11 protein-coding genes are annotated in these 15390 nt (G+C 54.1%); 5 read left to right on the top strand and 6 right to left on the bottom strand.

Going from position 1 to position 15390, the window contains the following annotated elements; translation table 11 throughout:
* Nucleotides 1–91 precede the first annotated feature (91 nt).
* The gene (locus BM152_RS17980; protein ID WP_066608248.1) at nucleotides 92–1615 is read left to right on the top strand and encodes a hypothetical protein; all 1524 of its coding nucleotides are present in this window, start codon (nucleotides 92–94) and stop codon (nucleotides 1613–1615) included.
* 78 nt (nucleotides 1616–1693) lie between these two features.
* Here BM152_RS17980 and BM152_RS17975 read toward each other — a convergent pair whose 3' ends face one another.
* The 4 genes from BM152_RS17975 to BM152_RS17960 all read right to left on the bottom strand — a co-directional run bounded on the left by BM152_RS17975 (nucleotide 1694) and on the right by BM152_RS17960 (nucleotide 5706).
* On the bottom strand, nucleotides 1694–2710 hold the full coding sequence (locus tag BM152_RS17975) for a nucleotidyltransferase family protein (RefSeq protein WP_066608246.1): 1017 nt from the start codon (nucleotides 2708–2710) through the stop codon (nucleotides 1694–1696).
* A gap of 194 nt (nucleotides 2711–2904) precedes the next feature.
* Complete coding sequence (locus BM152_RS17970) at nucleotides 2905–3204, bottom strand: CcdB family protein (protein ID WP_066608242.1); 300 nt, start codon at nucleotides 3202–3204, stop codon at nucleotides 2905–2907.
* Entirely contained in the window at nucleotides 3204–3440 is a 237-nt protein-coding gene (locus BM152_RS17965; RefSeq protein ID WP_066608240.1) for a type II toxin-antitoxin system CcdA family antitoxin, read from the bottom strand. Before BM152_RS17965 ends, BM152_RS17970 begins: the two co-directional genes overlap by 1 nt.
* A gap of 385 nt (nucleotides 3441–3825) precedes the next feature.
* A complete protein-coding gene (locus BM152_RS17960; protein WP_066608237.1) occupies nucleotides 3826–5706 on the bottom strand; it encodes a PhoX family protein in 1881 nt (626 codons plus the stop codon).
* Between the two features lie 310 nt (nucleotides 5707–6016).
* Here BM152_RS17960 and BM152_RS17955 point away from each other — a divergent pair, with 310 nt between their 5' ends.
* The 4 genes from BM152_RS17955 (at nucleotide 6017) to BM152_RS17940 (ending at nucleotide 10521) form a co-directional block, all read left to right on the top strand.
* A complete protein-coding gene (locus BM152_RS17955) occupies nucleotides 6017–7174 on the top strand; it encodes a Fic family protein (RefSeq protein WP_066608236.1) in 1158 nt (385 codons plus the stop codon).
* Nucleotides 7175–7326: 152 nt separating this feature from the next.
* On the top strand, nucleotides 7327–7917 hold the full coding sequence (locus tag BM152_RS17950) for a helix-turn-helix domain-containing protein (RefSeq protein ID WP_074914620.1): 591 nt from the start codon (nucleotides 7327–7329) through the stop codon (nucleotides 7915–7917).
* A complete protein-coding gene (locus BM152_RS17945) occupies nucleotides 7910–9142 on the top strand; it encodes a type II toxin-antitoxin system HipA family toxin (RefSeq protein ID WP_066608234.1) in 1233 nt (410 codons plus the stop codon). The genes BM152_RS17950 and BM152_RS17945 overlap by 8 nt, the downstream gene beginning before the upstream one ends.
* Before the next feature lie 491 nt (nucleotides 9143–9633).
* Complete coding sequence (locus BM152_RS17940; RefSeq protein WP_066608231.1) at nucleotides 9634–10521, top strand: recombinase family protein; 888 nt, start codon at nucleotides 9634–9636, stop codon at nucleotides 10519–10521.
* Here BM152_RS17940 and BM152_RS17935 read toward each other — a convergent pair.
* Together BM152_RS17935 and BM152_RS19350 are read right to left on the bottom strand one after the other, a co-directional pair.
* Entirely contained in the window at nucleotides 10510–13779 is a 3270-nt protein-coding gene (locus BM152_RS17935; RefSeq protein ID WP_066608226.1) for a CapA family protein, read from the bottom strand. The genes BM152_RS17940 and BM152_RS17935 overlap by 12 nt on opposite strands.
* 432 nt (nucleotides 13780–14211) lie before the next feature.
* Nucleotides 14212–15390: hypothetical protein (locus BM152_RS19350; protein ID WP_211435257.1), on the bottom strand; the 1179-nt coding region annotated here is incomplete at its 5' end.

Here is a 15390-nt window from a genome sequence, read left to right as displayed (position 1 = left end):
TTTCACTCAAGCGAAAAATTAACGCATGTTGCAGTGTATCGCAACGCATTCCTCCCCGCCCTGAAGGACCGGGTATCCAGCGAGGCAAACGATGAAAGTCATCTTCTGGGTTTTTATGGGCGTAATCTTGATGTCTGCCCTCTCATACTTTGGGCTCCGTTTCGTCCAAAGCTATGGACAAGAAATCTTCCCCAATCCCGCATCTGAAGAATTTTTCTCCTATATTTCCAACAGCATCGGACTTGCAGTCGCAGCGGTTGCAGCGATCGCAACAATCTTTCTCGCCTATCAGGCATTGAACCTCTCGGCGCAGCAAGTCCAACTTGAAATGCGGTCGGCCTTTCAAGCGGATATTGATGCCTTCCGACGAGACCTTGCAGAGGCTGAAAAGCTCTTTGAGAACTTCGTCAGCGCGGGAATGAGTCTAGCGCGAGCGACCCTCATTCATGCTGGTTCCGGAATGCCAGATGACCGTGAGACAGAACAAACTTGGCGATATTCGCTTTTGCCCGCACAGGCTCGTGATGACTGGGAAAAGAAGCATCTGGAAATACTAAAAACACATATCGAAGCGGTTTGGGTTGCGTATAAGCAACAAGAAAATGAGAAGGGAGAGGATCTTTCAGAGATACCGGGCGAAGAAACCCCAGTGGATATCGCAATAGAAGATTTAGAGATCGATGCTAAGAATATTGCGACGAAATTTGCACTGGATCAGGCGACACTAGAGCAGGTTATTCAGTACCTTGAAAAAGTGGCCCGCCATGAAGCTCGACGCACGACGTGGACGAGTGCGCGAGGCACAATCGCAAGATTGGAGAGCGCCCGCTCCGAGGTGATCGCCGCAACTGATGCCATCGTTGCTTTTCTCAGCTCCCCCTACCTGTCGCCACCAATGCGGCAATACATTGATCAAAGCATTCAGGTGAAAACGGTTCAAGATCTCATGACGCGCATCGAAGAAAAGGCTGAAGAGAACGGGGTGCAAGCCCTTCCTGTTGATGCTGGTTTTGCGCCGATGGACGGGACGCATACACCTGATAGCCTGCCCGATACGGCTAAATTTTCCTCCGCCATCGACAAGATTATTCAATTCTCTCGCGCGCCCATTCCATTGCTGCCTGAGCAATGGACCGACGGGACGATGGACGAGCAGTCCTCCTATAGAATGGGGGACCAGCTTCGCAAAGACATTACAAATCAGGTTGCGGAAGCTTCGAAATGGCTACCTAAGCTTGGTTTGAGCAGGTCCCTGATGACCAACACTGAAGCCTTCTACTTTGACGCCGAGACCAAGTTGGTTTGTGTCTATGCCTTGCCTGAGAAACGACAGGGATACGACAAGCCTGTGTCCCCATCTGAGTCTGAAAAGAAGAAGTCAGGCCACGGCGCTTCCAAAGCCCTTGAGGCGGCAAGCAGAGCGCGCCCGAAACCTGAAAACCCCGATTTTCTTCTTGTTTGCGCTTTTCTGTCAACGCTGTTGCGGATCGACAATCCCCGCGCTTCCTTGGAGGAATACCTGAACAGTCAGACCGTCGAAGCCGCCGCCGCAAAACGGTTCGCCGCAACCCTGCCTGCATCTCACAGTGCAGATCAGTTGAATGTCACATGCTGAATTCGCGACGAGGCTTCCTCTTTTAAACCTTATAGCCCGACAAGACTAACTCAGGCATAGATCAAGCGCCCGATCGGGTTATCTTGTGACCTCTGTCAGAATCGCATGCGCATCCGGGCGCAAGCGCAAAGAGGCTTCAATCTGCGCGCGCCAGCGTGGTCCCCGCGCCAGAGCGTCCTCATAGGCCTCACGCAATTCGTCGGGGCGCGTTTCGGCCAGCACAGCGATCAAAAGCGCCGCCTGTGCGCGGTCCTTTTGCGCTTTCAGCCGATCCCCCGCTCGTCGGCGCTCTGCAACGATCAACTTGTGAACAGCATAACGCTCCGGTCTCGGGATTTGCACCAATACCCCGGAACGATAGAGGCTCACCGCCGGAATTGGATCTTCGATCAGGTAATCAAGATGCCGGAGCGCCATAGCACTTACCCCCAGTGCAGGTAGATCGCGCAGGCTTTCCTCGCCCTGTGCAGGCAAAAGGAATTCCACCAACGTTTCGCCACTGCTTTGGGCCCAACGCCAGATGCGCTGCGGATCAAGCGACGGGCTTGGCACGAATTTTAAGGATTTGAACACCTCTTCAAGCGGGGTGTCTACCTGATCGCCGATGGCAAAAGAGAGCCGTTCGAAACTCGCGATGTCCATGTCGCCCGTCTGCGCCAAAGCATCCGCTCCCAGGACAACTCCAAGCTCACCCTCATAATGGCGAAACGCCACCGTCCCGATCAGCGTACCACCCAAGCGAAAGACGCCGGTGCGCGAGAACGCATTCAGCAGACTCCCCGTAGTTTGATCCGTAGGCGTATAGCCATCTGCCCGCAACAACCGAACAAGGCGCGTGCGCTCCCGACGACGGGCCTCACGCGCCTCTTTTAACGCATCGAGGCGCGCCAGTCGGTCCTGTAAAGCTGGACTATCCGGTCCGATATAGCGCTGCGCCATATCGGACCCCACACGAAATTTATCGTACCAAAACACCCGCCCTTTGACGCTAACGCGCGTCGGCGTACCAATGATTTCGCCCACCTGCTCGTCTTGCGCGAGGCGAAGAAGATCGTGATAGGCGGCGGAGCCGATGGGTGTGTGAAAGCGGGGCATGAGGCTTCTATACGGCAAAGTTACGACATGCTGTATAAACCACTTTTCGCAGTTATACAGCATATTATTTATTTGATGTATAACACTTTGCGTCGCCAGGCTGACGCCTCGGCACACGGCACCAAAGGGCAAAGTGATCAAGAGGCATTGCCTATTAGTAACGTCGCCACTCCACTCCTGAAAACCACCCGCAATCACACGCCAGTCAGGAGCATATCGAGCGCGCCATCAATCTCGCGATCATGCTTTGCAAGACTGACCACGGAAGTTTTCAGAATAGACACCGGCACCGCTGACAGGAACTGCGTGACCATCACATACCGCTCCGAACGGATGTCGAACACCGGATTAAGCTGCCTGGCCGGAGCCGGAGCGGCAACCACAGACATCAGAGGCACAACAACACGGGTATTTAAATCATCCAGAAGTTCTGCCTGAACATCAAGCAAGAAGCCCGCCCCGTCCGGGCTCGCATAAACATCATATCGTGCCATCAGAAGAGCCGGTATTTTTCCAGAGGCAGGCCCTGCTCTTCAACCCAAGCATTGGACGCCTCAATCGCCTTGGCATTTTCACGCTTCCAGGCCTCGGCTTTCGCCTCTTTCACAGCCAGGCGCAGCCCGGCCTCTGCCGCCTGTGAAAGGTTCACTCCGAAGGACCGGGCCTCACTTAGCAAGGCCTGATCCAAAGACAAATTGGTAGGCTTCTTGGGAACGGATTGTGTTTGCATCTGACAGCCTCCTTCATGCGCATGATACATGCGCACAGAGTTGCAAATCAATCCCCGAGATCCGACACAGCATCCATGTACCATTCTGCCGGACCACTTCAGTACTGTCATCCATGGTGGTGCATCCTCGAATAATTGGCTGGATGTGTTGCAACGTCCATCCAACCAGATGCACCTATCATTTAAATCACCCGGACATCAGATTCACTCATAGCTCCAGGCCGGAATGTGACAACTCCTATGACCTGCTCTCTCGTACATAATCAGAGTCGTTTGGGCCAAATTTGGTAGAATACAATCCCCGTGTACGTAAACTTTAACGGCATAACAGGGTGCGAACTGTGCCGCACCCTTTTCGATCTCGTGTTGAATGCCTGGCTTGGCCTTAGCCGATCAAGGCACCATCTTCACGCCATACGGCGATCACCGACGAGCGTGGTTTGCCGTTGCCGTCAGGCCAGGAACCGCCGGGGTGTTGAATGCCGACGAAGGCGACTTTCTTGTCCGGCGACCATGTGAGCCCCGTGACCTCGGCCCCATTCGGAGCTGTGAGGAAACGGGCGATTTCTCCGGTTTCGGTGTTGCCGACAAGCATCTGGTTGTTGCCTTGGCCTTCGAACTCGCCTTCGTTGCTGTCGTCGCCGTCGGTCTGGATCCAGAGGTAACCATCGGAAGAGAATGCCATGCCATCGGGCGAGTTGAACATGTTACCCGCGTTCACGTTCTCAGACCCTGCATAGGCATTGTCGTAGACGGTCGGGTTCCCGGCCATGACATAGAGATCCCATGTAAACTCAGTGGCACCGTGATCTTCACCAGCCGGTTTCCAGCGCACGATCTGACCGTAATTGTTGGTCTCGCGCGGGTTCGGGCCGGATGCTGGCGTTTCATCACCACCAGCGTTCGGCTTGACGCCGCGATTCTTGTTGTTGGTCAGCGCGCAATAGGCCTCGACCTTGAGCGGGTTGGCGGCAATCCATTCCGGTCGATCCATCGTGGTCGCGCCGACTTTGGAACCCGCGATCCGTGCGAAGACGAGGATGTCTTCCATAGGCATGCCCGTGGTTTCCGGCGTCAATGCCAGCCACTCGCCGGTCAAGTCGTCGTTGAACTTGGCGACATAGAGCGTGCCATCAGACAGAAGACCCTCGGTGGAGCCACCCTCTGTGTAAGTGCCGTTGGAGACGTATTTATACATGAATTCGCCACGTTCATCGTCGCCCATATAGACCACAACGCGACCGTCTTTGGCCTGCACCATTTCGGCGTTTTCGTGTTTGAAACGACCCAGAGCGGTGTGTTTGACCGGTGTGGATGTGGGATCAAGCGGATTGATTTCCGTGACCCAGCCGTGACGGTTCGGTTCGTTTGGCTCTTGTGTCAGGTCGTAACGCGGATCAAACTTCTCATATGCATAACGGCCTTCGCCGCCGATGCCGTAGCGTTTGAGGCCTTCGGTCACCTCATAGTCGCCTGTGGCGCCGAAGTAGCCGTTGAAGTTCTCTTCGCAGGTCAGATAGGTGCCCCAGAGCGTCTTGCCGGAGCCGCAGTTGTTCATGGTGCCTTTGGGGTTCAAACCAGCCGGATCGGCCTTGGTCTTGACCAGATCGGAGCCGGCAGCAGGTCCGTCCATGATCATCTGGGTTTCATGGGTGATGCGGCGGTTGTAGGCACTGTCGACGACAACCTCGTAGCCGTCGCCATTGTCCGCGACTTCCACGACGGTCACGCCCTGCATATTCTTGAGCATCATGACTTCGTCGGCATTCTGCGGCATGCCTTCGGAGGCGACGGGCAGGTTGATCTTCGGGTTCACATATTCAGAATTGATCGCAAGGATCGTTTTGTCGCCATCGACAAAGGTCTCCATGCCATCTGTGTTTTCGCCAAAGACCTTGTCGGACATCTCGACCGGAACGCCGGTCTCGGGGGAATAGGCCCCTTGGGCTTCGGAAAACAGAGCGTCACCCCAGCGTACGAGGGTTTTCCACTGGTAGCCTTCCGGCACATGGACGTCATAATCAGTCGCAATGTCGATGGGTTTGAAGTTGAACCCCATGCCTTCTGCTCGGGCCGCTGTGGTCGAGGACATCAGGCTGGCGCCCATAGCAAGCGCGCCGGACCCGAAGGCCAGAGCGCCGCCCAAGAAACCGCGGCGCGAAATCGCGCGCTCGACAACAGCGTCAAATCCGTTGGCATCCGGGCGCGGATCGCGCAACTCGTCAAACTCGTCCCAAGACAGGTCGATGATATCCTGATCTTTCATCTCTAGCTCCTAAACAGCATGGCTGGAATGTCGATGCCGATCCGCACAGGGGGGAATGGGCCTCTGGCGCATTTGATGCCAAGGCGCTGCAACATTCGTGTGAATGTCTTGTAACAACAGGATGAAAGGGAGGGTGGGGTAAGGGGAAGTGCGTCCTTCGCCCGGTTTGTGCCACAAAGCCCCTCACGGGCAAAAGTGCGGATAGAGGGAAGTAACCTGACAATACCCGCAGTTCCTTTGAGCGATAGAGTTGACTTCTATGCATCACATATGATCTATTTTTGAGTTATAGGAAGGATATCTATAACTCATGGCTTGGAACTGGACGCTACCAGATTGGCCGGATTTCCGGTATGACGTCTCCGCTCTGGAGCCGTTCGAGCAGAATTTTCTGCTGTCGTCCGGAGAAATCCTCGGCGCGGTCCATCACATCAGCCAGCCGGAGCGCGAGCAACTCCGCATCGAACTGCTCAGCGAGGAAGCTATGCAGACGAGCGCCATCGAGGGTGAAATCCTCGATCGGATCAGTGTCCAGTCTTCGCTGCGCCGCCATCTGGGCATCGATCCGGACAGCTACCCTGCCAAACCGCGCGAACAGGGCGTCGCGGAAATGATGGTCGACGTCTATTCCAACTTTGCGGACCCGCTGACCCACGAGACGCTGTACCGCTGGCATCAGATGCTCTTGTCCCATGACCGTCGGTTGGAAACCATCGGGGCCTACCGACAACACGCCGAAGCGATGCAAATCGTTTCCGGCCGCCTCGAACGACCGACGATCCATTTCGAAGCACCTCCATCAGAGCGGGTCATGCCTGAGATGGAGCGATATGCTGATTGGTTCAACGAGACCAGGCCGAGGGGAGCACAGCCACTTCCCGCCCTGACGCGCGCAGGACTAAGCCACCTCTATTTTGAGAGCATTCACCCCTTCGAAGATGGCAATGGGCGCTTGGGGCGCGCCCTCGCTGAAAAGTCACTGGCACAAAACATTGGCCAGCCGACCCTCATCTCGCTCGCCTTCACCATTGAGAAGGAGCGCAAGGCTTACTACGATCAACTCGAGCAACATCAAAAAACGCTCGACGTGACCGATTGGCTTGTCTGGTTCGCGAAAATTGTCTTGAAGGCCCAACAGGTCACACTCGACCGCGTCGGTTTCTTCATCAGCAAGGCACACTTCTACGATCATCACAGAGACCACTTGAACGAACGCCAGACCAAGGCCATCGCTCGAATGTTTCGGGAAGGCCCTGGTGGTTTCAAAGGCGGCCTCAGCGCCGACAACTATCTCAAGATCACCGGAACTTCACGCGCAACCGCGACCCGCGATCTGCAGGATCTGGTCGAGAAAGGTGCGCTCAGCCGAACCGGAGATCGACGTCATACGAGGTACTGGTTGAACCTGCATCCACGTACAGCGACCCCCGGGAGATATTCAAAAACTGGCATGCCCGGCTCCTCTTAGCTCAGCTAGAAGTGGGATGCATTTCGATCTATAAAAGAAGATCACGATAGATATTTAATATAGATAAATAGATCAAATATTGAAACCTCTCACTCAAAACGATATATTAAAACAGATCAAGTACTTTTCATGATACGCAGGATTATATCAATATGGGCTATGAGGGCGAGAAACTGGTGGCGACACTGAAGGCTGCGCGCAAAAAAAAGGGGCTTAGCCAGCGCGCGCTAAGCGCCCGCGCAGGAGTGCCGCAGTCGCACATCTCCAAGATCGAGAGCGGTGCGGTCAACCTCACCGTATCAAGCCTGACCGCCATCGCCAACGCCCTTGATCTGGAATTGGCGCTTGTGCCGCGCAAGGCGGCGCCCGCCATCAGGACAATCTCCCGTCGCGTAAACAACGCGCCGAAGGCCACTCCGGAAGTGCGCAAAGAGATTGAGCGGCTCGCCAAGAAGCTTGAGCACATCCAGTCACTCAAAATCGATAGTCCTGTCTTCGACAACCTACAGCGGCAGTTTCGGGAGATGCGACAGTTCGAGAACCTGATCCGGAACACCGACACATTGCGCAGCATTTGTGGAACGCTCAAATCCGTGGAGGGCGTGGGTGACGTTGCAGCGCTGCAAGACGCGTCAAGGCAGATGAATAGTATCCGGAACACGCTTGCGCACGGAATGGTTGACGAAGACCGCGCGCGCTTACCGCGTCCTGCCTATCGCCTTGATGGAGATAACGATGAGTAGTGTCTCCGTTCTCAACGTGAACCTGTATGGCAAGCCGATCGGTACGCTCACCAATCTCGGCGGCGATCGCACCATCTTTGCCTTCACCGACGAATACATCGAACATCCTGACAGACCGACCCTCGGCCTCGGCTTCAAGGATGAATTCGGGGAGCTCTATACGGACTTCAGGCCCTATCAGAAGCGCATCATGCCCTTCTTCTCAAACCTTCTGCCCGAAGGTCATCTGCGCAAATACCTGGCCGAACAGGCGGGTGTGCATCCCGAACGTGAATTCTATCTACTCTGGGCACTTGGTCATGACCTGCCCGGCGCGATCACCATAACCCCTTCCGATGGTGATTCCTGGCCTCCGCATGCTGCCGATGGCGTCGCTGATCATGGTGATGATCGGCGCGAAAACGCGCTGCGCTTCTCGCTGGCGGGAGTTCAGCTCAAGTTTTCCGCCGTGATGGAAGCAAGCGGCGGACTGACCATCCCCGCCTCTGGCGTCGGCGGCTCCTGGATCATCAAGCTCCCCTCCCGCGAATTCTCAGGCGTCCCTGAAAATGAATTCTCGATGATGAAGCTGGCCAGCCTGATCGGGATGAACGTGCCTGCCATTGATCTGGTCAGCATTAATGCGATCAACAACTTGCCCGAAGGGGTCGATAAGATCGGCAAGCATGCCTTTGTAATTGAGCGCTTTGATCGACTATCCGACGGATCGCGCGTGCATATCGAGGATTTCGCACAGGTCTATGGACTCTATCCTGAGGACAAGTATGGCAATGGCACATTCCGGAACATCGCTCAGGTGATCGCCGCCGAAGGTAATGATGCCGACATCATCGAATATATCAGACGCCTGACCTTCAACATGCTGATCGGCAATGCCGATATGCACATGAAGAATTGGTCGTTGATCTATCCGGATAGGCGGTATGTATCGCTGGCACCCGCTTATGATTTTGTAGCGACCGTGCCCTACCTTCCAGGTGATGCAACCAACATGAAGATCAGCCGCGCCAAAGTGTTCTCGGCGTTCTCATTGGATGAGTTAACGCATCTCGCGGTGAAAGCAGCCATACCGAAAAAGATGGCGATCGATGCTGCCAGAGAGACCGTTCAGCTTTTTCGGGAGCATTGGGATGCTGAAGCGCCAAACTTGCCAATGAATGACGAAGTCAGATCAGCCGTAGAGACCCACATGAAGACAGTGCCAATCCTGGAAGAGCTTTCATAAGGCAATTTGCAAGAGTTGCGGCGAAACACTTCGTGTCATTGGGGGCATGAAACCTAAACACGATCCACCTTAGAAACGCCGCAAAACTGTTCGGAAAGGTGGGGCCACTTCACCTATCAACCTCCATCCTCCTTCGGAGGAACAAAGTGGATAGGCAAACCTCAAATTCGCCATTTATTCACCCTATATAAAGATTAAAGTTATACTCGTAATTTCAATAATTTATATAAACTAAAGGAATGATATAATTTATTTCATTCTATTACTTAAGTGTTTTGTAATGACCTCCTCCTACCTCGCTGCCAAACACACTTTCCCACAGCGCTCCGCTTCTCCCATCGTGCTCATATGTAGGGAAACCTACGAGATTGCGCAGGATCCATGTCGTCTGTTCAACTTTATAAATATTTCAATACGGTCATTTTCTACATACTCATAATATTGTACAAACAGCCAAAACCCGCCAAAGATAGGCCTCAAAGGAGATCACCATGGCCATGATCGGATATGCGCGAGTGTCGACTGTCGGGCAAACGCTTGAGGGACAGGTAGCTGCGCTCAATGAAGCCGGCGCTGATTACGTTGTCGAAGAGACCGGTTCCGGCGGGGATCGTGACCGCCCTGCCCTGCGCAAGCTGCTCCAGCGGATCAAGCGCGGTGACGTGCTGCTGGTCGTGCGGATTGACCGGCTGGCACGGTCTGTGGCGCATCTGTTGGAGGTGATCGAGGAGCTGGACTCCAAGGGCGCCGGATTCCGCTCCCTGGGCGATCCGGTGGACACGACCACGGCGCAGGGGAAGTTCACGCTACAGATTCTTGGTGCCGTTGCCGAGTTGGAGCGCGCCTTGATCCGAGAGCGCACTATCGCTGGATTAGAGACTGCACGGCGCGCCGGACGGGTTGGCGGCAATCCGAAACTCAAAGCCCGCGATCCGGAGGCACTGAAGGCCGTGGCCCGCGCTCGTGATGATCAGTTCTTTGATGAGATCAATGCAAAGGCGGACGAATGGCTACCCGCCGTGCGCAGGCTTCGACCGGACAAGTCGTGGCAAGCCGTGGCGGACACGATCAACCGTCAGCACCCTGCCCCGTCGAAACCGTGGTCCCCCGACCGCGTCAAACGTGCTGCACGGCGCTTTGTCAAAGACGGTATGCTCGATGCTGCCGTGATGTCGCGCGCCCCGAAAGCCCAGACCTCCGACCGGCTCGCCGCCATCGTCGCAGCGATGGTTAAAGCCAACCCGAAGATTACTCTGCGCGAGATTGCCCACGCTCTGGAACAGATGCGGGAACGCAGCCCGTCTGGCGGGGCACAGTGGTCGGTCTCTTCGGTGAAGATGCTCAAGGACCGCGCCGTGCGTATGGGGCTAATTGGATAGACGAACAGGTAAAATCCTCGGATAGAGATAGCACTCCGTATTCGGGCTCCTACCCGAAACTCGGATTTCAAGCTGCAAGAATGGTGCTCGGATCTTCTCTAACCCAGGTGGACGAAGACCAAAACGGTCATAATAGATCTTCCCTGTCTGCCAATGTCGCGTCGGTTGCATCCAATCGCAAGGATCATGTCCCGAACCCAGCCCCCAAGTGGCACTGTTCTCACCTCCACCGGGAACCGCCCTGTATTCAAGCTTCAGGTTTTCATCTATTGGCATGTCTGTATCCCACCACGTTTCAACCCAAAGCATCTCACGCCGAGTAATCACCGATGGCTTTGCCCGCACCCCCAAAAGGTTCAAACCGTTAAGGTGATATGGCTTAATACACGCATCCTGTGGCACATGTGATGCTTGCCCATAGCTAGCGGCGGGAGCAAAGCCCTTCAAAAGGTCAAGACGCTTTTCTTTCCGCAGAGCTTTGGTTGCTCTTGGCTCTCCGCCTTGCACGGACGCGATATCAATTAACGCCGTCTCTCCCATCGGCAGCACTGACGTACCCTGAGCCACACAACTCAACTGAAAATCTGATACGGCTGCCTCTGCGGCATCTCCCCGCAAGCATTCACTAAAGCCATAGCCGACACCAACCGGCGTAAATTCCACCCAATCGACACCACTATGACTCAAACCCAGCCGAAACACCCCTCCAGCCTTCAATTCACTATGTAATGCGTCAGACAAAAGAGACCCAAACCCGCGTAGTATCGGCTTAGTTTTATAAATCTCAACGTTCGGAAGCCCGCGCCCTCCGTTTTCGAAAACAGCATCGGCTCCTACATCGATCAAGGCGTGAGATATCTCTTCTTGCCTCTGAGCACTGCTATGCGCCCCCCAATGTATCGACACAAACACAAGGTCTGCCTCCCTGGCTGCTGTAGCAAACCGCGGTTCCAATTCAATCTGCCATTGAGCGACATCACTCGAAGACAGATAAGCCGTACCAGCATCTGAGGCCGTTGCAGAGAACCTTGGTTGAGCAGTATCAAAGCTGAACAAGGCGATACGGAGTTCGCCCACGTGACAGATGGCAGGCCGAAAAGCCTCCTCACGACTGCGCCCACTACCCACATTGGCAATCCCAACAGCGTCAAGGATATCCTGCTGTTGCATCAACGCGGCAGGGCCATAATCTCCACTATGCGAATTAGCGACAGTAACGACATCAATGCCAGCATCAGCAAGAACGGCAATCATCTCAGGGCGCGCGCGTCGATAAAACGGTCCCTGCTCCCCTTTATCGACACCTTGTGTCCCAAGAGTACTCACCACACAGTCGAGAGACACGACGGAAAGGTCTGCGGCCTTCAATGGTAAAATATCAACCACCTGCCCAGACCCAAGCTGTGCAGCTCGATCATGTACACGCCCCCCAAGGTTTACCCCACCCCCAATGACCAAAGTAGCTTGTGCGGGCCGAGGCAAATATTCTTTAGGCACATCAGAGCTCAAAAGTTTTTCCGCAGGCGGATTCGTCTCGATATCTCTTCTTTCAAGATAATGCCGCAAATACGCGACATATCCTGAAAGGTAGTGCTCGACATCATCAATGCGCACTCGGAACGCATGATGGCGGATGAAGAAGCTCCCTAAAATTCGCGCAGGATGTTTAAAAAACATCGCAATTTCAGGCCAGAAAAACCCATTTAACATATATTGCGCGCGCGTTTCCAAAGCTCGGTAGAACTTATCCTTATCAAGCTGTTTTAGAAGGTGCCGATGTTCTGCGGAGCGCTCTAACCGGACGACCATTTTATGCGACGCCATCATCAACTCAAGCAACGTAGGAAAGGTTGTGATCCTCTCAATGACAAAATCTAGATGCCCAACAATATTCTTAAGACCGAATTGGAAATAACGCTCCTCTGGCCGATAACGCGTTAGTTCATTCACGCAATAGCCGAGCCAGTGATCATGTATTTTCCAATGATCCTGCGCGATAAAATACTCAAATGCTTTTTCTACTACAGAGAGCCAGCGATCATCCTTAGTCAACTCATAAAGCCGCATCAAGCCAAAGGCTGCTTCACCATCATAATAGATAACCCGGAACATATCCTTGACCGTCAAATCATCCGCATTCAGGACATGGGCCAATTGGCCTGTTTCTCTATTTTGAAGATACGAAATACCAAGCGCCAGCGCGTCCAAAAGGGCCATGTGACGTCGGTCAGAGGTCAACTCTGTGTACTTGACCAGCGCCAGAATACAGACAGCACTTCCACCAAGTTTGATCTCATTTTTTACGTCCTGCAGATAAGCGACCTTGCTCCCATTGGGTAGGTCGTAATACCGCACCAATGCTTCCGTTAAAAAACCTAGAGAACGATCAATTGCCTGTTTAAGAGCAATGTCACCAGTCACCTCCCAAGCCTCTAACATCGCATACAGCGTGCTCGCATGACGCAACGTATTGTATGAATGTATTTCCCTATCAAAACAGGGATGAAGCCCATAAATAAACCGACCTTTTTCATCGACCTGCTCGGCAAGAAAACGACTAGACTCATCAATCAACTGCAAGACACACTGCTCGTCCAGCGCAGCTACCTTGCGGCGCCCTGTGTCCCTCCCCTCGACGCCTCCTTCAAACCCATGAAGCGGTTTCGGTGGCTGATCCCCTTGGAGGAAAAATGCCTCCGTCGCAAAAAGGTAGACAGGCGCTTCCTCCGAACTCGGCAACTCGAAACCTGTCCCAAACCGGCGCTTACCGTAGATTCCGAAGTTCTTGAGGTTCAACCCCGCATGCTCTACATGATTTCCCAAATAAAGCATCGCATTGGCGTTCAATTCCTGTTCAAGAAACGCGTGCGAAAACTCACTATCCAGAGCAATACCATATCTAAAGTAGTTGCGCTTGCTGCTCTGGATGGCCTGGCGAGTCTGTTTCCAAGACAGTTGCCAACTGCGGCTGACCCAATCAACACGCAACCATCGGACTAATGGATCCGGTTTTGGATGTGCAGCCAGCCACCGTGTCAACTGCTCCCAGATACACTCAAGGTCCGGACCCGAGAAATGCACCACGGTTGACCGTGTAGCACCATCACTCACTGAAAAGAAAACACGCAGAGGCGCGTTACTCTCAGCTGAAGAAATAGCATAGATCAAAGCAGAATGTGCCTGTTCCAAAAGCTGGCTTAATGGCACCTTTGGATACGCTTGCACACGCGACAGCGGTTCTTTGAGGGGCTCCGTCATCGATAACCTCGCGGGACACCCCGTCCTTCAGGGCGGGGAAGGTGTTAAGATACATACCAGCAAGACTTACAAAGAAGAGCGGCATACCCCAACAACGAAAAAAGTGCGTGGCAGAACTCATACAAAGCTCGAGGCAGTCAAAAAAACTGGACACAAGCAAGAAAAATGCGCCAAACTGCCTACTATCGCTTTTTTTCCCAAGGGAAGAGAGACAGATCATGCTGGGTGAGTGGTATTTGGGGGTACACAATCTGCCTCTCAGGTTCTGAGGCTTTGTCTTGAAAGACTAACCCCAGGGGGAGAAGAAGCTCTGCAGGATGCTTCTTCTACGCCTTCCAGGAGTGGGTGGAAGACGATCTCGGTATCGTGTCAATTTAACCACACGATATTTCTGGTAGGGCCCGGGCGGAATATTCCGCCCGGGTTTTAACTTCAGATTGACAAATCGTCAGTCAGGCCACCCAGCAAGTCATCCGTGATGCCCCCCAACAGGTCTCCAGCTGCAGACGGGTCACCGTCTGTAACAAGCGTCAGACCTGTTGCATCGGCCACAAGACCTTCGTCTCCGATCACCTCACCAAGCACACCGTCATTACCGGTAACATCTCCCAGCAAACCGCTGTTGCCTGTGACATCCCCCAGAAGACCACCATCAGCAATGACATCATCCAGAAGACCCGCGTCCTCACCAGTCACACCAGAAAGCAAATCGCTTGCGCCTCCAAGAAGACCATCAGTTAGGTCACTTTCACCTCCGAGCAGGCCATCCGTTAGCCCTCCCAAAAGGTCTCCAGAAGCAGACGGATCGCCGTCTGTAACAAGCGTCAGGCCTGTTGCATCGGCTATAAGGCCTTCGTCTCCGATCACCTCGCCAAGCACACCGTCATTGCCGGTAACATCTCCCAGCAAACCGCTGTTGCCTGTGACATCTCCTAGAAGACCACCGTCAGCAAGGACATCATCCAGAAGGCCCTCATCCGCGCCAGTCAGTCCGGACAGTAGGCCGCTTTCACCGCCAAGAAGACCATCCGTCAGACCGTCAAGAAGATCACCTTCACCTCCGAGGATTCCGTCGGTGAGACCACCAAGGAGATCATCACCACCAAGCAATCCATCAAGCAGACCATCATCCGTCGAACCATCACCGGATGTCTCAACTTCACCAAGTGTCCCCGTACTGATCAGTTCCCCGACCACCCCATCGGACCCAGTAACATCTCCAAGAAGGCCATCATTTAACACGACATCCCCGAGGAGACCCTCGGAACCTGTGATATCTCCAAGCAAGCCTGAATTGCCTGTCACGTCTCCCAGCAAGCCCGTGTCAGAGACGATACCGTCCAGCAAGCCAGTCTCATCCCCTTGAACTCCGTCACCTAGGATCGGCTGCCCGAAAAGTTCCTCGCCAAGTTCACCGAGAGCGCCATCAGCTCCGACGAGATCGCCCAAGAGCCCTTCAGATCCTGTAATATCACCGAGCAACGCACCGTCAGCTGTGAGGCCCGCGAGCAATCCACCAGTCCCGATCAAAGGATCAAGAAGACCTTGGTCGGCATCAGCGTCCGCATCGGCATCAGCGTCAGCGTCGGCATCAGCATCAGCATCGGCGTC

The organism is Celeribacter halophilus (assembly GCF_900114135.1).
GTDB lineage: Bacteria > Pseudomonadota > Alphaproteobacteria > Rhodobacterales > Rhodobacteraceae > Celeribacter > Celeribacter halophilus.
This window is presented reverse-complemented; position numbering and strand designations above follow the sequence as displayed.